The organism is Embleya sp. NPDC059213 (assembly GCF_042754445.1).
Lineage (GTDB): Bacteria > Actinomycetota > Actinomycetes > Streptomycetales > Streptomycetaceae > Embleya.
Map to the genome: position 1 here is coordinate 22,925 of NZ_JBHZAV010000047.1, position 16,413 is coordinate 39,337.

The following is a 16,413-nucleotide window of genomic DNA, read 5'->3' on the forward strand; positions in this document are numbered from 1 at the left end:
TGGTACTCCAGGTCCATGCTGGCATTCCAGCACGACCCTGAGTGATCTTTGGGTCGCGGACGGTTCGGGGTGTCCCGTGGCAGAAGCCATCGAGTCGACGATCGACCTTCCCTCCCTGCCCGTGATGGTCGCCGTCGCCCGCGCGCACATCGCCTACGTCCTCGACGACACCCCCCGCGTCCACGACGCGCAGCTGATCACGTCCGAGCTGGTCACCAACGCCGTCACACGAGGCACCGCCAGCTTCACCATCACCGGCCGCCTCCACGGCTACCGCGCCCGGATAGAGGTCGAGTTCCGCGTGACCGACGACGCGCCCGGCGTCGACGTCGGGGAGGTCGGGCCCGGCCTGGGCCTGGTCGCGCTGCTCGCCGACGAGATGGGCGACGAACACACCGACGGCATCACCACCATGTGGGCCGAACTCGCCTGGTCCCACCCCACCGACACACGAGAGGCAACGACGTGACATCACCCGACAGCACATGGGTCGACTACGAGGTCATGGGAGGGACCGGTGACCAAGTCATCGTCTCCCGCTACCTGACGGCCGACGGCACCGAGTACGAAGTCGAAGCCCTCAAGATCCCCGAAGGCACGGTCGCCGCCCTGATCGCGGCCATCCTCGAACGCGTCGACCAGAACGAACGCCCCGACATCCTCCGCGAGGAGACCCGCAAAGACGAAGAGATCCAGCTCAAGCGCATGACCGCCATGGGCCGCACCCTCGACCCGAACCACCCCCTCACCGGGCCCATCCTCCGCATGGGCAACGAGGACTGACGACAGACATGGGGAAGCGGACCCTCGACCCCACGCTCGACCAGGCCGCAACCTCCGCCGAACGCGCCGCAGCGGAAAACCGCCTCGACGACGAGCGGCACCGACTCGACATCGCCGTCTACCGGCGCAGCGTCTACGCCGGAGTACGCGAGGGGTTCCGACCGGGCAGCCGCGAACACGCCCTTGCCCAGGGCCTGTACGAGCACGCCGACGAGCAGGTGCGCGCCCGGGTGCCACACGCCCGCGACGCCGGCGCGAGCGTAGCCGAGCTTGCTGGCAGGCTCGGATGCAGCCACTCGACCATCCGCCGCATCCTCAAGCCATAACCGCTCCACCGCACGCACCAGGGCCGTCCCCGAATCTGGCGGGACGGCCCTGTCGTGTGGCCACGCCTCCGGCGGATCGCCCGCCCGTGGGGCCGGCCGGCCACTACCGTGCATGCATGAGGCACCGCGACACGATTCACCGCGACGAACTCGACCCCTGCCCCCTGTGCGGGGCGGCAATGCTGATCACGGTCCGCACCTTCGACATGTCCTTCGGCCAGCGGAAGAAGGTCCAGCGCAAGGCGTGCGCCGCGCGCTGCTACGAGCACGACCAGGCGCGCTACAACGAGGCGATCAAGGACCACCGATCCCGGACGTACGAGCAGTAGACCCTCCATCGCAATGTCCGTTTTAGACGGATTACGCGCAAAGGGTCTTACCTACGGGGCCAGGACTTTCCCTCCCCGGCGGTCAACCTGCCCGCGCGCCCGCGGGTGCGCCCCCACCCGGGTGGGGGCGCGTGGATCCCCAGACCCGTACACGCCCGGACCAACCTCCCCCGCGGTCTGGCCGGGTCGCCCGTCGAGGTGGCCCCCGCCGGTCGGCGTCGGGTCATGCGGAGCGGGGCCGGAAGGTGTGGCGGACGCGCGGTTCAGCCTGGGCGGCCTGGGCCTGCTCGTCGATGGTCGGCATCCACAGTCGTCCGTCGTGCTCGGTCATCCAGGCGAGGAACGCGCGCGTGTCGAGGTTGCGCCATGGTGCGCGGCCCAGGGGTGCATGGGGGCCCACCAGGTCGCGGGGGTTGCGTATGGCGGCGTACTGGCCGTGCGGATCGTCGGCGCATCGGATGCCGATGGCGTCGAGGTCGTGGCGTACCGACCACATCGCGCGGTAGGTGTCGGTCGCCTGGTCGACGCGGGCCGCGGCCTTGCGGATCCTGGCGGGTGCGGAGATCAGTTGCGCGGGGTTGGTCTGGCCGTGGCCGAGCAGCGTGGCCCAGGCGCCGGCGAAGTCGTTGACGGCCTGGTCGTGGGCCGGCGCGAGGGTGTCGAGGATGAGGCGTTCGGCGTCGCCTCGAATGCGCGACGTGACGATGTCGGCGACCTGCTCGCGGGCGCGGCGAATGACGTCGAGGTCGTCGTCGTGCTGTTGCCACGCGGTGCGCGCCCGGTCCACCGCGGTGGTGTCGGGGCGGTCCCGGCCGGCGGACAGGGCGTCGATCGTCTCCAGGGCCAGGGTCTCGGCGAGCCGATCGGGCGGGGGCATGTCGGGTTCGGCGGCGGCGCGCGGGTCGGCGAGTGCGGCGTGTGCGCGGCGCGGATCGGTGATGTGGTCGGGGAGCCGGTACAGGCCGGCGTCGTGGCCGGCGAACAGGTTGGGGCAGGGCAGGTGACCGTTCACGGTGGCGGCCCCTGGTCAGATCGTGTCGGGGATGTTGGGGTCGGCGGCGAGTTCCCTGATCTGCCCGTCGGGCAGGCCGCGCAGATCGGCGGGCGGGTCGATCGGCCGGTTGCCGAAGATCCGTGCGGCGCTGGTGGTCTCGGCCGCCATGGCGCACATCTGCTCGTACGTCGCGGTCGCGGTCTCGCGCGGAGCGAGGAAGTCGGCGAGTACACCGCCCCACTTGCCCGCGCCGTCGAGGCTGCCGGTGTGGTCGTTGGCGTGGTTGCCGATCGCCCGCGCAAGGATCTCGTCGCCGGTGGCTTCGGCCTGTCGCAGCAGCGCGGCGGCCTGGTCCGCGTTCTTGATCCTGGCCACCCGGTCCGCGGCGTCGCGGGCGCTGATCGTGGTGGACGCGCGGTCCGCGCCCAGTGCGATCAGGTCGTCGGTGCCCCAGAGCTTGCGTAGGCCGGCGTTCCACCTGCTCTCGCGCTCCTTGCTCTCGGCCGCCCGCGCGGCCTTGAGGTCGGCGCGGGCGGTGGTGAGTGCACGGGCGAGTGCGACGCGCCTCGCGTGGTCGGACAGTTCGACGCGGGCGGTGATCGCCTCGACGCGCCGGTTGTGTGCGGCGCGGATCTCGTCGGGGGTGGGCATCGTGGGTCTCCCGGTGGCTAGGTCCAGCGGTGTTGCGCCGCTCGTCGGTCGACGGACGCACGGTCCACGCGCCACCGGCCGCGGTTGTCGCGGCGGCCGTCGAGGCGGCCGTCGGACAGGAGTCGGCGGATGTGGCGGGGGTCGACGTCGAGGATGTCGGCGGCTTGCTCCGTCGTGATCCAGCGTGGCTGGAAGTCCGCAGAAGTCCGGGGTTCGAGTCCGCGGGGGTCCGCCGCCCAGGCGTGGCCGGTGGTGTGGATCGCGAGCAGGGCGGCGTAGACGCGGGGGTCTCGGATGCGGGCGGCGATCCTGAGCCGGTCGAGGTCGGCGTGTCCGACCAGGAAGGCGCAGACCTCTGCGGAGACGACGACGCACGGCCCGGTGATGACGTACCCGGGCGGGGGTTGTTCGGCGGTCACGGGGTGCCCTTCCGGATGGGGGTTGGCCCCTTGCGCCTGGTCGAGGCGAAGGGGCCGAGGGAGGGGTAGGGCGCGGTGTTCGCGCGCGGTGTGGCCGGACCGTCCGGTCGCCAGGGCTCCGTGTGGTGGGCTCCGATCCCGGGGCGGTGTGTGGTGCAGCCGCGGCGCGGGTCGCCGTGTGGTCGGGCTGAACACCGGGGCCGCGTGTGGTCATGCCGCAGTCGGCGGGTCCGGGTCGGGCTCGTGGTCGGGGTCGGGGGTTCGGTCCGGCGGGTGGATGGAATCCGCCGCGGCAAGGTGGTCGAGCTTGGCGGCGCGGCGCGCTTCGAGCCCGTACGCGCGGGCCCGGTCGAGGCGTTCGCGTACCCGCTTGGCGGCTTCGCGGCGGCGGCGCGCCTGCTCTATCTGCTCGCGCACGCGGTCGTCGGCGGTGGTCATGGACCACTCCCTTCTTCGTCGCTCTAAGTCACGCTTTCGGGGTAGGAGCCGGGGGCTGCGGAGTAAGCAGAAGATGCGGACTAAGCCCGTTGGTGCAGGTCAGCGTCCTTGAGGCTTGCTCCCTTTCTCCGCGCGTGCGGAGAAAGGGTCCGAGCGTCTGCGCAGGTCAGGGGGTTAGTCCGCTACTTCTGCTTAATCCGCCGATAGAGCTGCACCGGTCTCCCGCCGGTTGGCTTCGACCACTCTTCGTAGTCGCCCAGGGCGGTCAGTTCGGACACAAGCGCGTCGAGCTGGGCCTTGGTCCGGTGCTTGCCGAAGCAGTCGTTTGCGATGCCGGTCCGCCCGACTCCGTCATCGCCCGCGTTGTCGACGAACGACTTCAAACGGTCGAGGTCGGGGTTGCCGGTGCCGGATCCGAACGTGTACCAGGCCGAGTCCTCGACGTAGTCCCAGAACGCTTCGGCGGCTTGGAGGTGGGACACGTCGATCCGGTCCCGACCGTCGAGCAGAGTGGCCAGCACGGACAGCCGCAACACCTGGGGAGCCGCCCGCGCAACGACCTGGGCCACGGGCCCGTCTCCGGCGTGGTCGGCCGCCAGGCGCTTGTACAGGTCTCGCCAGTACCGGGCGGCTTCCGGTGTCCGGGACATCCGCGCGACGGTCCGTGCCTGAAGGATCTGGTCGGCGAGTTCCGCGCCGAGTCCCTTGACCGTGGCGTCGGACAGGTCACCCCCGTCCGGGAGCAGCTTGGATCGCTTGGACAGCACCGGCAGGAACCGGTTCATCGTGCCGCCGGCGCGCTCGGAGTCCGAGAGCTTGGCGCGCAGCTCGGTGGGGGTGATGTGCCCGACGATCACGATGTGCGGGTCAGTGGCCACCCGCGGCTTCACGGTCATCGTGCGCAGCGTCCCGCCGTCCCAGGACTGACGGAGCACCGGCAACAAGGTGTTGCCCTCGCGCTTGCCCTGGGCAAGGACGGACGCGAACTCCGACTCGACGATCAACAGCCGCTTGTCGCTGGCCCCTTCGTCGAACGTGTCGGATTCGGGATCGCCGGTCGGGTCGCGAACCTGGAAGATCAGCCCTTCCGCCGACGACAGGCCACCCATGACCCGGTCGTGGCAGAACTCGGCGTCAGCAGCCTTGAGGACGCGCCGCACCTCCGCCCAGGACGTGCCCTTCACACCGCCGGCGGTGCGCCCGATGATCAGCGGCCACACCCGAGCACCGTGCTCAACCCCACCCGTAAGCACGTGCGGCCGGTCGCCGATCATCGCACCGGCCGCGGCGTACAGGGTCGCGAGCATGGCGGCCGGATCGGCTTCGGTGTGCGGCCCGATCGTGTTCACGATCCGACCCGGCAGACCCGCGAACGCGGTCTCGTCGATGGCCGGCCACGGGCGCCCGGTCGGCGAGGGTTCGGGCTTCTCGTCGTCGACGATGTTGTGCCGCGCGAGGATGGCGGCGGCAACGTCTTCGGGTTCGGTCATGCCGCGCTCATTCCTGTGGTGCGAAAGCCGCTTGTGATCGTGCTGCGCGCCTCGCGCTCGTCGAGGCCGATGGACAAGGCGGCGTCGAGGAGCGCGGAAGCGGCCGAGCGGCTGTCGAGCAAGCCGGCCCGGCAGTGGCCGGACGCGCGGGAAGCGGCCCAGAACAGCCGCTCGTTCCGCTCTCCCGGCCGCGCCTCCAGGACGACCCGCAAAAGCCCGCCGACCACCGCGGTCCGCCGGTCCCCCGTCGCCGTGGGGACGGGCCGCGGTGCAGGTGGCGATGGCGCGGGCAGGAGCACGCGGGGCCACGGCGCGAGCGGGCGACGGAAGGTCTCGCCGTGGCCCGACCAGCGGTAGCGGACGCCGTTGGCATGCACGCTCGGCGCAACCACGATGTAGCCGTTGGCCTTCACGTCGATGCCCATGCCGAGCTTGCCCGGCAAGGGCACCCCGGGGTGGCGGTAGATCATGTGCAAGCCACCGTCCGGCAGGCTGCCCGGGGTGATCTGCATGAGCGTCCCGGGAAGGCACCCGTGCCGCTGTTCCAGGGCCGCGAGGGTGCGGTGCCCGCCGTTGCGCGGGTCGACGTCGACCACCGCCAAGCCGTTCGGCGTGCACGGCAGTCCGATGTTCGCCGCGGGGTAGCGGCCCCACCACCGGCGCAGAACTTCGGGGTTGGCGGTCGCGGCGTGGTAGCCGTGACACAGGGCCCCGTCGTCGGCGAGCAGGCACGGGCACTCGGCGATCGAGTGGGCCAGCCTTTCCGGGGTGCAGTCCGGACAGTTCGCGAACGGGACCTTGCCGGGCAGGATCGGGAAGACCTTCCACTCGTACTCGGCGTAGTCGAGCACCGCTGCGGCAATCTCCCGGCCGCTCATCGTCGGCCCCCGATCCGGACACGGACGAGGTAGAGCAGTCCACAGGGTGCGCGCCGGACACCGACGCCGTGGTGCTGGTGGGTGTCCATACAGCGGGGGCACTTCACCAGGACGACCCACCGGTAACGGTGCCGGCCGCGGACCCGGTGGGCCCGGCCGCGGACGGTCGGAGGGGTGGAGCGCAACAGGTCGGCGATCTCGTCGTCGCCGAGCAGCGCGCCTTGCGCGGGACGGCCGGCGGCCCCGGACGCGTGAACGCCCGGGGCCGCCGTCGTCGTGCTGTCGGTCACGCGTCGCTCCGACCGATGCTTGCCGGGCCGACCGGCACAAGGATGGCGCCGCTCTCCGTGCGGTAGGCGCCCGGCTCGGAGTGGAACCACACCGACAGCGCCAGATATCCACCGACCTCGATCTGACGGGGCGTGAGGCTGCTCCGGGCGAACAGGCACGGGGGCTCTCCGTCGCGCACAATCAGCGCCATGCGGAGTGGTTCGGGCAAGGTGTCCGCCCCCTGGTAGACCTCGACCCCCAGGCCGTTGACGACCTGCCGGAACGAGGGCTTGAACTCCCCGCTGTCGTGGAGGTCGGCGGTCTTGATCTGGTGGAAGTCGTCGGGGGTGTCGGGGCAGGTGTCGCAGACGAACACCAACCCGCGGCCGGGCACGTGGCCGACCGGCTTGGAGATCGAGGGGTACAACACGCCGCACCCGATGCACGCGTTGCCGTCGAGCTGGTCGTCGGTGAGCCCGGCCGGGTCGATGACGCGGGTGGCGGGGTCAACCGGCGGCGCGCTCTCCTCCGTCGGGATTGTCTGGGTTACCGTGGTCACAGCGTCTCCTTGATGCAGGGGCCCCGGGACTTCGTCGCTGTTGTCGGCCGGGGCTTCTGTGCGTTCGGGATTGACGTGTCGCGGTCCCTGGGATGTGGCGTCCTGGGGACCGCTCTGCATGTGCTGGGTTAGGCGGCTTCGATCGTTTGCGTGCTCGCGGTCTCGATCCCGAGGACACGCAGAAGGTCGGCCGTCACCACCCGGTAGCTGTTGCCGAGTCGCAGAAGCCGGCAGGGGTACTCGCCCCGCTTGGCAAGGGAGTATCCGAGCGTCCGACCCATGCCGAAGGCACGGTTCCCGATCTCCAGCGAAGCGCTAGGTGGCAGAGCAAGCAGTTCTTCACGAGTCATGGTGGAAGCAGTCTGATCACACTGTTGTGATTCCACGTGTCAACTCTCCGGACATTGGTGATTGAGGATGACTACCTTCGAAGAGTGACGCGTCGTACTTCCAGATGTCAAGTCATCCGTGTATTGTCATCGTCCATGGCAACTGATGACTGGTCGGGCCGGCTGGCCTACACGATCGCCAGCGAAATGCGTAAGTACAGGCACCAGCGCGGGATGAGCGTGCAGCAGCTCTCCGACGCATGCAGCGCGCTGGGGCTGCCGATCGCACGATCCGTCTTGGCCAACTTCGAAGCACGCCGGCGACCGACGGTCAGCGTTGCGGAAGTCTTGGTGATCGCACGCGCGTTGCGGGTGGCACCTGCTCTGCTGCTGTTTCCGGTAGGGGATCCCACCGTGAACGAAGTGGAGTTCCTGCCAGGCGAAACGGCCGGCCCCTGGGAAGCCCTCAAGTGGTTCACCGGTGAGGGACGCATTCCGATCGACAACCTTGTCCCTCGCGGAACCGTCGAGGATGGAATTGCAGAGTGGTACGAAGATCCAGAAGAGAGCTGGAAGGAAGAGGCGCTAGCGCTCTACCTGTACCGGGCACACGCTGACCTGCTCAAGGAGTGGCTCGACGCACTGACCCGGGCACGGGTGTACGGCGGAGATGAGGTGGGGCAGCAAGCGGCGCACGCCGCTCACCTTCACGCCCGGGCGCTCGAAGACAACATTTCGCACCTGCGCGGAACCCTCCGCATCGTCGGCTCGATTCCTCCCGACCTGCCTCCGGAACTCACCTGGCTCGACACAACCGACGAAGCCCTGAAGCAGATCGCTCGGATGCGCAACACAGAGGTCCGAAGCGATGACGCTGGCACGACCAAGATCAAGTTTGCCCGCGCACCGCGAGATGAGGGGAACGACTCGTGAAGGGATCGACGTACCGCCGGTGCGGCTGTCGCAACCCGAAGACTGGCGGCAAGTGGGGAAAGGCATGCCCGCTGCTCCGCCGCAAGAGTCACGGTTCCTGGGGTCTCCGCCAAGAGTTGCCTGCCGACGCCGACGGCACCCGTCGTAGCTTCCGCCGCTCCGGGTATGACACCGCGGTCAAGGCCCAGGCCGATCTCGATCACGTGCGTGCCCTGTTGGCCGTTCCCGACGCCGACGACGACGCGGGTCGGGACCAGGTGGCCGCGATGCTTGAGCGGATTGCTCACGAGAAGGCGCCGCTGCCCACGATCGAAGATGTGCAGCGGAAGCTCAACCGCGGGTTGTCTCTCTCGTCGCGGGCCACGATGGGGGAGTGGCTCGATGAGTGGGTGGAGATCAAGCGCAGAGCCAAGCGGAGGACCACGGCCAACAGCTACGAGTCACACGTCCGTGTGCACCTGAAGCCGCGGATCGGTGGCATCCGCGTGGATCGGTTCAACGTCAACGCCACGCAAGCGCTGTTCGACGCGATCGACGACGACAACGAGACGATCATGGCGGAGAACGCGGCGCGTCATGACCAGGAAGCCCGTTGCCGATGGGGTCGGCCGGGCCGACCTCCCGCCGAAGCGGCGCGGCGCCTGGAAGAGGAGCGAGCGAAGCTCGCCCTGATGAAGCCCTATCGGCAGGTCACCGGCCCGGCGACGAAGCAGCGCATCCGGGCAACGCTCCGGGCCGCCTTGAACTCCGCGATTGCCCGGGGGCTGACCACGTTCAACGCGGCCTCGTACGCGGAGCTGGAGTCGGGGAAGCGGCCCAAAGCAGTCCTGTGGACACCGGCCCACGAGGCGATGTGGCGCAAGACCGGCGAGACACCGTCGCCGGTGATGGTGTGGCGGCCCGACCAGGTGGCCACGTTCCTCGACGTTGCCGAACAGCATCGTCTGTACGCCCTGTTCCACCTGATGGCCTTCCGGGGGCTGCGCCGCGGCGAAGCGGTCGGACAGGAGTGGGTGAACGTCGACCTCGACGCACGCGAGTTGACCGTGTCGCGCACGATCGTGGTCGACGGGTGGACCCCCTACGAATCCGAGGCGAAAACCGACGGCAGCGCCGCGGTCGTCTCGCTCGACACCCTGACCGTCGTCGTGCTCCGCGCGCACAGGGTTCGCCAACAGGGTGAGCAGGTGCGCCTAGGGGAAGCGTGGACGGACACCGGCAAGGTGTTCACGACGGAAGACGGCGGATGGCTGCACCCGGAGGCGGTGTCTGACGTCTTCCACGACCTCGTGAGGAAGGCCGACCTGCCACCGATCAAGCTGCGAGACCTGCGACACGTCGCGGCCACTCTGGTTCACGCGGGGGGTGGCGACCTCCACACGATCAAGGAAGTCCTCCGGCACACGACCATCACGCTCGCTTCGGACACGTACACCAGCCTCCTGAAGGATGTGGACCAAGAGACGGCGGAGGCGGCAGCGGCGCTCGTTCAGAAGCTGCGCAGGAAGGCCGACGACGAACCCGCCGGGCACACCCTGGGCACACCGGCCATCCAGGACATGACTGCGCCCCGCCGGTCGGGGACCGGGCGGGGCGCAAAGATGCAGGTCAGCAAGCGTATTTTTACTGCCCGAGCGAGTGGGCCGTCAGGGGATCGAACCCTGAACCCGCGGATTAAAAGTCCGCTGCTCTGCCAATTGAGCTAACGGCCCCGTTGGGCGTCCGGCGGTGATCCGCTTTTTGCCCACCGGCAGAGTACCGGTATCGGATCGAACATGCTGCGAGTATCCCCGGACACGCCGTGACCTGCGTAGATGTAGATCCGGACGGTTGAGACCCGCAGGCACCATGAACACCCGAGGTGTACAAATCCGACCTGTCTGGGCGCCCCTTGAGGGGCCGCGCCCGATTCGACCGAGGACCGGAAATCCGCGCGAGGGGTCGAAAATCCGCGCGAGTCGAGCTCATCCGTGGGCGTCCGTGCTCACCTGCGTGCTCACTTGCATCCTCTGACCGGGCACGCCATGGAGGGAGTTTGGTCACTACCCGTGGCCGGTGAAGTCGCTCCGACGCCGACATGGCGAGCACGACGGTTGGTCCGAGTCGTCATCCGAAGCCGGCGTCTTCATGTCGAGCCGACGCCGGCCGGGCGTCCCACTTACGCGATCCTGCTCGTGCCGTCGAGCGCGAATCCAGGGCCCGACTATCCGGCCATCGGTTCTCCCTCGCACGTGCCGTCGATCCCGAATCGACGAAGGTGAGCCCGGTCGCGCCCCTGGGCGGCTCGGGCTCACCTTCGTTCCACGTGGTGGCCGGGGAAGAGCCGCACGCCGTGTCGCTGTCGGTTATACGGCGTGGAGGGCGAGGGTCGGGGACAGGCGGGCGGCTCGGATGGCGGGGTAGAGCCCGGCGATGATGCCGATGAGCAGGGTGGCGGCGAATCCGCCCGCTGCGGCAGTCGGGGCTACGACCCAGGGCATGCCGCGGGAAGTGGCGTAGATCCACGTACCCAGGGAGCCCAGGGCGATGCCGGCGAGGCCGCCGAGGCTGGAGAGCACCAACGACTCGGTGACGAACTGGATGCGGATCTGGCCGCGGGTGGCGCCGAGGGAGCGGCGCAGGCCGATCTCGTGGCGGCGTTCGAGCACGGAGATGATCATGGTGTTGGCGACACCGACTCCGCCGACGAGGAGGGAGACGGCGCCGAGGCCGAGGAGCAGGCCGTTGAAGGCTCCCTCGGAGGCGGCTTTGGCTTCCAGCGCGTCGGACGGATTGGAGACCTCGACTTCGTGCGGGGCCTGGGGGTTGGCGGTGCGGGCCAGCAGGTCGCGTACGTCTGCCACGGCCTCGTCCGCGGAGCGTGCGTAGACGGCGCTGGGGTGACCCTCGAAACCGAGCAAGTCTTTGGCTGCCTGCCAGCCGACCAGGGCCGAGGTGCGGATGTCCTCCGCGAGTGGGAGCGGGAGCAGGATGCCAACGACGGTGAAATACCCGCCGCCGATGAGGACTTGCTGCCCGGGTTGGGTGACGCCGAGTCGGGCGGCGGCCTGGTCGCCGAGGACCACGGCCGGGAACTGGCCGTTGGCCGCGTTGAGCCAGGTGCCGGCTGCCATGGAGCCGCGCAGGACGGCCAAGAGATCTTCGGTGGCGGCTTGAACGGACAGGCCGCCGGTCTGGGTGACCGGGATGTGTTCGGAGCGGTAGATGTGCGCGTCGGTCAGGCCGGTGGCGCCGGTGTTTTGGACGCCGTCGATCTTCCCGATCATCTGTGGTGCCTTCTGGGGGAGTACGGCGCTTTGCCCGGTGAGCATCGACTGCCCGGGGGTGACCACGAGCATGTTGGTGCCGAGCTTGTCGAGGTCGTCCATGAGCTTGGCCTTGGACGAGGAGGAGATGCCGACCACGGCGATCATGGTGGCGATGCCGAGCGCGATCCCGAGCGCCGAGAGGATCACCCGCATCGGTCTGCCGCGCAGCCCGGCGGAGCCGACCTGGGCGATGTCGCGGGCGGTGAGGGCGGCCGGGGTCAGTCGGGTGCCATGGTTCATCGCGTCTCTTTCGGCCGGACCGTGCGGGTGTCGTCGACGACTTCGCCGTCGCGGATGCTCACGCAGCGCGGCAGCGCCGCCGCGAGTTCCCGGTCGTGGGTGATCACCGCGATGGTGGCGCCGTCCGCGTTCAGTTCGTGCAGAAGCGCCAGCACCGCGTCGCCGGACGCGGAGTCCAGTGCACCGGTCGGCTCGTCCGCGAGCAGGATGTCCGGTGCGCCGGCGACCGCGCGGGCGATCGCGACGCGCTGCTTCTGGCCGCCGGACAGCTCGTGCGGCCGGTGATGTACGCGGTCGCCGAGCCCGACGCGGTCAAGCGCCTCGACGGACCGCCGCCGCCGCTCATTGCGCGGCAACCCCGAGTAGCGCAGCCCTTCGGCGACGTTGGCCAGCGCGCTGGCACCGGGCACGAGGTGGAACGCCTGGAAAACGAACCCCACGTGCTGGGCGCGCAACGCGGACAGGCGTCGGTCCGCCATGCGGGTCACCTCGTGCCCGGCCACCGTAACCGTGCCCGCAGTGGGCCTGTCCAGCGTGCCGATGATGTGCAGCAGGGTGGACTTCCCCGACCCGGACGGCCCGACGATCGCCATCAGCTCGCCCGCGCCGACCACCAGGTCCACCCCCCGCAGCGCGGCAACCCCGCCGGGGTACTCCTTGGTCACCCCGCTGAGCGTGACGACCGGCCGGCCCTCCCACGGCTCGCCACCACGCACCGGGCCCGCATGGCCCCGCGTGTCGGCGGTGGTGTGGGCGGTCATGTCGGTACCACCACGTCGAGGCCCTCGGCCAGGCCGTCCCCGGACACCTCGACGCGGCCGTCGGCGAACAGGCCGAGAGTGACCGGCAGGTCGCGCACCCGCCCGTTCTCGACGACCTGGACGCCGAAGCCCCGGCCGGGCAGGGCCACCAGCGCCTCGACGGGCACCGACAGGACACCGGTCCGCGACCGGCCCGCGAACAGCACGGTGACCGGTGCCTGGTCCACGCCCCGCACCTGCGCGGGGTCGTCGAACTCCACGGTCACCTTGATCTTCGGATCGCTGCCGCCCCCGCTGCCCTGGCCGCCTCCCTGGCCGCCTTGGGGCGCCTCGGCCGACGCGCCGACCGAGGAGACGCGGCCCGGGACGCTCACCCCGCCCGGAAGCTGGACGGTGACCTTGTCGCCGGGCTTGCGCTGCCCAGCCTCGGACACCTTCAGATCGACCTCGACAAGCCGCGCCGCCCCGGACGCGGAATACACCGTCTTGCCCGGCGCCAGCCGGTCGCCGACCTGGGCCTCCGACGTGTCCACCCGCAGCGGGCCGGGCGCGAACACCACCTCCCCGGGACCGACGGTCCCGGTCTGCTCCAGACCGACCGCCTTCTGCCAGGCCTTGACCGCCTTGACGGTGCCCGGGGTGAACTCATCGTCCGCAGCCAGTTGCGGGCCGAACCCCAGAGCCTTCAGGTTCTGCTTCAGCTGGCCGACGTCCTCCCCCTCGTCGCCCGCCTTCATCTCCCGATACACCGGCGTGGCGCCGAACATCAGGTGGACCGGTTCGGCGTCCAGCGCGAACAGCTTCCCACCCCGGCCGACCTCCGCGCCGGCCTCCGGAAGCCAGGTCAGCACGCCGTCGCCGCCCGAGCCGACCTTCTGCCCGCGCGCGAAGCCGAGCCTGCCCGGCGCCTGCACCGCGGCGTTCATGTCGCCCCGGGTGACATCGGCCACCGCCTGCGGCAGCGGGCCCGCCTGCTCGTGCCAGCGATCACCCTTGCCGTCCTCGAGCGAGTACGCGGCGACCGCGCCGCCGGACACGGCGACCACGGCCGCCACCACGGCGGACGCCACACGCCGCCGCATCAGAACCCCGCCTTCTGCGCGCACACCTTGTCCGCCGCCGCGTACTTCGCCGGATCCGCTTGCGCCCCGGTGACCTCCGACTTGACCGAGCCGTCGACGAACTGCGGGTCGGGCATGTCGATGCCCTCCTCACGCATGCACTTCGCATACGCCAGGTACTTGTCCTTCGCCTGCCGGTCCAGCCCACCCCCGCCCGTATCGCCGGCGCCGCCGCGACCGGAGCTGTCCCGGATGCCGCAGTCCGCCAGCGCCTGCGCCATCTGCTCCGGTGTCAGATCCCCCCGCGAGATCGCGCCCTTCCGACCGGGCTTGGCGTCCTCGATCTTCATGCCCTTGCCGCGCAGACAGTCCATCTGCTTGGCCTGCTCCGCCCCGGCGTCCTGCCCGGCCGACCCGCCGTTCCCGCCGCCGGATCCGCCGCCGGACTCGCCGTCGCTGCCGCATGCAGTGGCCAACAGGACCAGCGCGGACAGGCCGCCCGCCGCCGCCAGGCGTACCCGGTACCTCTTCGTGACCCTCTCGGTCTTCTCCCCCATGGTCGTGGTGATCTGCGTGGTCCGCATGGCCGTCGCCTCCTGTGGTCGGTGTCGTGGCACCACAGGCTGGGCGACAGCGCGCTCTCGCTTCCCTAACGGCGGCTGTTACACCGGTGCAACGCCCACGTCCGGTAGACAGGACCCATGCGCGTGCTCGTAGTCGAAGACGACGCCTTCCTGGCCAAGATGATCTCCGAGGGGCTGCGCCGGGAGGCCCTGGCCGTCGACGTGAGCGCGGACGGGCTCGACGCGATGGAAAAACTGCGGTTCGGCGCCTACGACGTGATGGTCCTGGACCGCGACCTGCCCGGCCTGAACGGCGACGAGGTATGCCGACGCGTCGTCGCCCAAAGACTCCTCACCCGTGTCCTGATGCTCACCGCCTCCGACACCGTCCACGACAAGGTCGCCGGTCTGGGCCTGGGCGCGGACGACTACATGGGCAAGCCGTTCGCCTACCAGGAACTCCTCGCCCGCGTCCTGGCCCTGGGCCGCCGCACCCATCCCGCACTGCCCCCGGTGCTGGAGTGCGCCGGGATCCGCCTCGACACGGGCAGCCGCAGAGCCGCCCGCGACGGTCGCCCCCTGACGCTGTCCCTCAAAGAGTTCGCCGTCCTGGAGACCGTGATGCGCGCGGCCGGCGGCGTCGTCGGCCACGACGACCTGGTCGAGGCCGTCTGGGGCGCAGACGCCGGCTACCAGAGCAACGTCGTCCGCGTCACCCTCAGCCGCCTGCGCACCAGACTCGGCGACCCCCCGGTGATCGAAACCGTGCCCGGGGCCGGCTACCGCCTCGCCGACGACGAGGACCCCCGGTGACGACCCGGCCCACAGCGCAGCCCTGGCGGTGGTGGCCGCACGCCGACGAGAGGCTGCGCCTGACGCTCCCGTACGCCGGGCTGCTGCTCCTTGCCGGGGGCGGGCTCATCGCGGTGATGTACACACTGCTGCGGCACGGCCTCTACGCGAGCATCACCGACGTCATCATCCGAGGTTCCATGACCGGCGGCGAGGAGCCGGCGCCCAACACCCCCGAACCCGCGTCCCGCGTCCCGCGCGAGGGCGGCGGAACCCTCGACCTGGCCGGCACCATCGAACAGGCCTTCCTCAACCGCCTCCTCACCGCCTCGCTCGTCGCCCTCGCGATCTTCGCCGCCCTTTCCGTGCTGCCGGCCTGGTGGATGGCAGGCCGGGTCCTGCGGCCCGTCGGCGCGATCACCCGCACCGCCCAACGGCTCTCGGCGACCACGCTGCACCAACGCATCGATCTCGACGCCCCGCCCGGGGAGCTGAAGCAACTCGCCGACACCTTCGACGACATGCTCGATCGCATCGAACACCTCGTCGACTCCCAGCGCCGCTTCGCCGCCCACGCCGCCCACGAACTGCGCACCCCGCTCGCACAACAACGCGCCGCCGCCGAGATCGGCCTCGCCGGCCGCCCCGACCACGACCAGGTCGCCTACATCCGCCGCGAACTCGTCGACATCAGCGAACACAGCCAACACCTGATCGCCGGGCTCCTGCTCCTCGCCACCTCAGAACGCGGACTCGACCGACGCACCCCCTGTCGAATCGACGAGATCGCCCGCACCGTTGCCGCCACCCTCGCCCCCGAGGCCGACCGGCTCCGTATCACCCTCACCCTCGACGCGAAACCCCTGCGGGCCGAAGGTGACCCGGTGCTCCTCGAACGCCTCACCCACAACCTCGTCAGCAACGCCATCCACTACAACCACCCCGGCGGACACGTCACCGTCCGCACCGGCCACGGCGCACTCACCATCACCAACACCGGGGCGACCATCGCCCCCGACGCCGTGCCACGCCTCTTCGAACCGTTCCACCGCAGCACACAGCGCCGCCAAGCCCCCGACGAAGGGGTCGGCCTCGGCCTGGCCATCGTCGCGGCCATCGCCCGCGCCCACGGCGCCCAGGTCGCCGCCGACGCAAACCCTCACGGCGGCCTGACCGTGCAAGTGGCCTTCGGCCCCACCGACGCCGCGCACGGCTCACTGCGGTAGGCCCGATTCGCCCCGTCGCCGGCCGGTCATCGAGACCGACGATCGGCCCCGTACCTGTCGAAA

Annotated in this window: 21 protein-coding genes, 1 tRNA gene and 1 pseudogene; 8 read left to right on the top strand and 15 right to left on the bottom strand. The window is 70.2% G+C overall.

Going from position 1 to position 16,413, the window contains the following annotated elements:
• Nucleotides 1–76: 76 nt before the first annotated feature.
• From ACFXMF_RS19325 to ACFXMF_RS19340, 4 genes are all read left to right on the top strand, one after another.
• On the top strand, nucleotides 77–469 hold the full coding sequence (locus ACFXMF_RS19325; protein ID WP_379990075.1) for an ATP-binding protein: 393 nt from the start codon (nucleotides 77–79) through the stop codon (nucleotides 467–469).
• On the top strand, nucleotides 466–783 hold the full coding sequence (locus ACFXMF_RS19330) for a hypothetical protein (RefSeq protein ID WP_379990074.1): 318 nt from the start codon (nucleotides 466–468) through the stop codon (nucleotides 781–783). The genes ACFXMF_RS19325 and ACFXMF_RS19330 overlap by 4 nt, the downstream gene beginning before the upstream one ends.
• An 8-nt stretch (nucleotides 784–791) precedes the next feature.
• Nucleotides 792–1,109, top strand: coding sequence for a helix-turn-helix domain-containing protein (locus ACFXMF_RS19335; protein ID WP_379990072.1), 318 nt, complete (start codon nucleotides 792–794; stop codon nucleotides 1,107–1,109).
• A 116-nt stretch (nucleotides 1,110–1,225) separates the two neighbouring features.
• A complete protein-coding gene (locus ACFXMF_RS19340; protein ID WP_379990070.1) occupies nucleotides 1,226–1,438 on the top strand; it encodes a hypothetical protein in 213 nt (70 codons plus the stop codon).
• A 223-nt stretch (nucleotides 1,439–1,661) separates the two neighbouring features.
• On the opposite strand, the gene ACFXMF_RS19345 is transcribed toward ACFXMF_RS19340, so the two are convergent.
• The 9 genes from ACFXMF_RS19345 to ACFXMF_RS19385 all read right to left on the bottom strand — a co-directional run bounded on the left by ACFXMF_RS19345 (nucleotide 1,662) and on the right by ACFXMF_RS19385 (nucleotide 7,487).
• A complete protein-coding gene (locus ACFXMF_RS19345) occupies nucleotides 1,662–2,450 on the bottom strand; it encodes a hypothetical protein (protein WP_379990069.1) in 789 nt (262 codons plus the stop codon).
• A gap of 15 nt (nucleotides 2,451–2,465) precedes the next feature.
• The gene (locus ACFXMF_RS19350) at nucleotides 2,466–3,083 is read right to left on the bottom strand and encodes a hypothetical protein (RefSeq protein ID WP_379990068.1); all 618 of its coding nucleotides are present in this window, start codon (nucleotides 3,081–3,083) and stop codon (nucleotides 2,466–2,468) included.
• 17 nt (nucleotides 3,084–3,100) lie between these two features.
• Nucleotides 3,101–3,502 (bottom strand): helix-turn-helix domain-containing protein, encoded by a 402-nt coding sequence (locus tag ACFXMF_RS19355; protein ID WP_379990067.1) that lies wholly within the window; start codon nucleotides 3,500–3,502, stop codon nucleotides 3,101–3,103.
• Nucleotides 3,503–3,712: 210 nt separating this feature from the next.
• The gene (locus ACFXMF_RS19360; protein WP_379990066.1) at nucleotides 3,713–3,940 is read right to left on the bottom strand and encodes a hypothetical protein; all 228 of its coding nucleotides are present in this window, start codon (nucleotides 3,938–3,940) and stop codon (nucleotides 3,713–3,715) included.
• 182 nt (nucleotides 3,941–4,122) lie between these two features.
• The gene (locus ACFXMF_RS19365; protein WP_379990065.1) at nucleotides 4,123–5,430 is read right to left on the bottom strand and encodes a DUF3987 domain-containing protein; all 1,308 of its coding nucleotides are present in this window, start codon (nucleotides 5,428–5,430) and stop codon (nucleotides 4,123–4,125) included.
• Complete coding sequence (locus ACFXMF_RS19370) at nucleotides 5,427–6,308, bottom strand: bifunctional DNA primase/polymerase (RefSeq protein WP_380020694.1); 882 nt, start codon at nucleotides 6,306–6,308, stop codon at nucleotides 5,427–5,429. Before ACFXMF_RS19370 ends, ACFXMF_RS19365 begins: the two co-directional genes overlap by 4 nt.
• Nucleotides 6,305–6,598: a hypothetical protein gene (locus tag ACFXMF_RS19375; protein ID WP_380020696.1), complete on the bottom strand. Its 294-nt coding sequence runs from the start codon at nucleotides 6,596–6,598 to the stop codon at nucleotides 6,305–6,307. The genes ACFXMF_RS19370 and ACFXMF_RS19375 overlap by 4 nt, the downstream gene beginning before the upstream one ends.
• Complete coding sequence (locus ACFXMF_RS19380) at nucleotides 6,595–7,137, bottom strand: hypothetical protein (protein ID WP_379988774.1); 543 nt, start codon at nucleotides 7,135–7,137, stop codon at nucleotides 6,595–6,597. Before ACFXMF_RS19380 ends, ACFXMF_RS19375 begins: the two co-directional genes overlap by 4 nt.
• A 128-nt stretch (nucleotides 7,138–7,265) precedes the next feature.
• Nucleotides 7,266–7,487, bottom strand: a complete 222-nt coding sequence (locus tag ACFXMF_RS19385) for a hypothetical protein (RefSeq protein WP_379988773.1) — start codon at nucleotides 7,485–7,487, stop codon at nucleotides 7,266–7,268.
• Nucleotides 7,488–7,622: 135 nt separating this feature from the next.
• On the opposite strand from ACFXMF_RS19385, the gene ACFXMF_RS19390 reads away from it, so the two are divergent.
• Nucleotides 7,623–8,399, top strand: a complete 777-nt coding sequence (locus ACFXMF_RS19390; protein ID WP_379988771.1) for a helix-turn-helix domain-containing protein — start codon at nucleotides 7,623–7,625, stop codon at nucleotides 8,397–8,399.
• Nucleotides 8,400–9,078: 679 nt separating this feature from the next.
• Here the strand turns inward: ACFXMF_RS19390 and ACFXMF_RS19395 are convergent.
• Nucleotides 9,079–9,315, bottom strand: a complete 237-nt coding sequence (locus tag ACFXMF_RS19395) for a hypothetical protein (protein ID WP_379988769.1) — start codon at nucleotides 9,313–9,315, stop codon at nucleotides 9,079–9,081.
• Here ACFXMF_RS19395 and ACFXMF_RS19400 point away from each other — a divergent pair.
• Nucleotides 9,287–9,781 (top strand): annotated as a pseudogene (locus ACFXMF_RS19400) (tyrosine-type recombinase/integrase); the annotation flags it as partial. The gene ACFXMF_RS19395 and the pseudogene ACFXMF_RS19400 overlap by 29 nt on opposite strands.
• 257 nt (nucleotides 9,782–10,038) lie before the next feature.
• On the opposite strand, the gene ACFXMF_RS19405 reads toward ACFXMF_RS19400, so the two are convergent.
• The 5 genes from ACFXMF_RS19405 to ACFXMF_RS19425 form a co-directional block, all read right to left on the bottom strand.
• Nucleotides 10,039–10,111 (bottom strand) — tRNA-Lys (locus ACFXMF_RS19405).
• Nucleotides 10,112–10,744: 633 nt separating this feature from the next.
• Nucleotides 10,745–11,947 carry an ABC transporter permease gene (locus ACFXMF_RS19410; protein ID WP_379988768.1) on the bottom strand — a complete coding sequence of 401 codons (1,203 nt, stop codon included), beginning with the start codon at nucleotides 11,945–11,947 and terminating at the stop codon, nucleotides 10,745–10,747.
• Complete coding sequence (locus ACFXMF_RS19415; protein ID WP_360312052.1) at nucleotides 11,944–12,708, bottom strand: ABC transporter ATP-binding protein; 765 nt, start codon at nucleotides 12,706–12,708, stop codon at nucleotides 11,944–11,946. Before ACFXMF_RS19415 ends, ACFXMF_RS19410 begins: the two co-directional genes overlap by 4 nt.
• A complete protein-coding gene (locus tag ACFXMF_RS19420; protein ID WP_379988767.1) occupies nucleotides 12,705–13,790 on the bottom strand; it encodes a peptidoglycan-binding protein in 1,086 nt (361 codons plus the stop codon). Before ACFXMF_RS19420 ends, ACFXMF_RS19415 begins: the two co-directional genes overlap by 4 nt.
• The gene (locus tag ACFXMF_RS19425) at nucleotides 13,790–14,353 is read right to left on the bottom strand and encodes a hypothetical protein (RefSeq protein WP_360312056.1); all 564 of its coding nucleotides are present in this window, start codon (nucleotides 14,351–14,353) and stop codon (nucleotides 13,790–13,792) included. Before ACFXMF_RS19425 ends, ACFXMF_RS19420 begins: the two co-directional genes overlap by 1 nt.
• Nucleotides 14,354–14,470: 117 nt before the next feature.
• Here ACFXMF_RS19425 and ACFXMF_RS19430 point away from each other — a divergent pair, with 117 nt between their 5' ends.
• Nucleotides 14,471–15,145 (top strand): response regulator transcription factor, encoded by a 675-nt coding sequence (locus ACFXMF_RS19430; protein ID WP_379988766.1) that lies wholly within the window; start codon nucleotides 14,471–14,473, stop codon nucleotides 15,143–15,145.
• Nucleotides 15,142–16,350, top strand: coding sequence for a sensor histidine kinase (locus tag ACFXMF_RS19435; protein ID WP_379988764.1), 1,209 nt, complete (start codon nucleotides 15,142–15,144; stop codon nucleotides 16,348–16,350). Before ACFXMF_RS19430 ends, ACFXMF_RS19435 begins: the two co-directional genes overlap by 4 nt.
• Nucleotides 16,351–16,413: the final 63 nt, after the last annotated feature.

What these genes read in the sequence shown, in the direction of transcription:
- ACFXMF_RS19360 (WP_379990066.1), bottom strand. Translation starts at nt 3,940, where the DNA reads ATGACCACCGCCGACGACCGCGTGCGCGAGCAGATAGAGCAGGCGCGC.
- ACFXMF_RS19415 (WP_360312052.1), bottom strand. Translation starts at nt 12,708, where the DNA reads ATGACCGCCCACACCACCGCCGACACGCGGGGCCATGCGGGCCCGGTG.
- ACFXMF_RS19430 (WP_379988766.1), top strand. Translation starts at nt 14,471, where the DNA reads ATGCGCGTGCTCGTAGTCGAAGACGACGCCTTCCTGGCCAAGATGATC.
- ACFXMF_RS19335 (WP_379990072.1), top strand. Translation starts at nt 792, where the DNA reads ATGGGGAAGCGGACCCTCGACCCCACGCTCGACCAGGCCGCAACCTCC.
- ACFXMF_RS19425 (WP_360312056.1), bottom strand. Translation starts at nt 14,353, where the DNA reads ATGCGGACCACGCAGATCACCACGACCATGGGGGAGAAGACCGAGAGG.
- ACFXMF_RS19385 (WP_379988773.1), bottom strand. Translation starts at nt 7,487, where the DNA reads ATGACTCGTGAAGAACTGCTTGCTCTGCCACCTAGCGCTTCGCTGGAG.
- ACFXMF_RS19370 (WP_380020694.1), bottom strand. Translation starts at nt 6,308, where the DNA reads ATGAGCGGCCGGGAGATTGCCGCAGCGGTGCTCGACTACGCCGAGTAC.
- ACFXMF_RS19390 (WP_379988771.1), top strand. Translation starts at nt 7,623, where the DNA reads ATGGCAACTGATGACTGGTCGGGCCGGCTGGCCTACACGATCGCCAGC.
- ACFXMF_RS19350 (WP_379990068.1), bottom strand. Translation starts at nt 3,083, where the DNA reads ATGCCCACCCCCGACGAGATCCGCGCCGCACACAACCGGCGCGTCGAG.
- ACFXMF_RS19340 (WP_379990070.1), top strand. Translation starts at nt 1,226, where the DNA reads ATGAGGCACCGCGACACGATTCACCGCGACGAACTCGACCCCTGCCCC.
- ACFXMF_RS19410 (WP_379988768.1), bottom strand. Translation starts at nt 11,947, where the DNA reads ATGAACCATGGCACCCGACTGACCCCGGCCGCCCTCACCGCCCGCGAC.
- ACFXMF_RS19420 (WP_379988767.1), bottom strand. Translation starts at nt 13,790, where the DNA reads ATGCGGCGGCGTGTGGCGTCCGCCGTGGTGGCGGCCGTGGTCGCCGTG.
- ACFXMF_RS19365 (WP_379990065.1), bottom strand. Translation starts at nt 5,430, where the DNA reads ATGACCGAACCCGAAGACGTTGCCGCCGCCATCCTCGCGCGGCACAAC.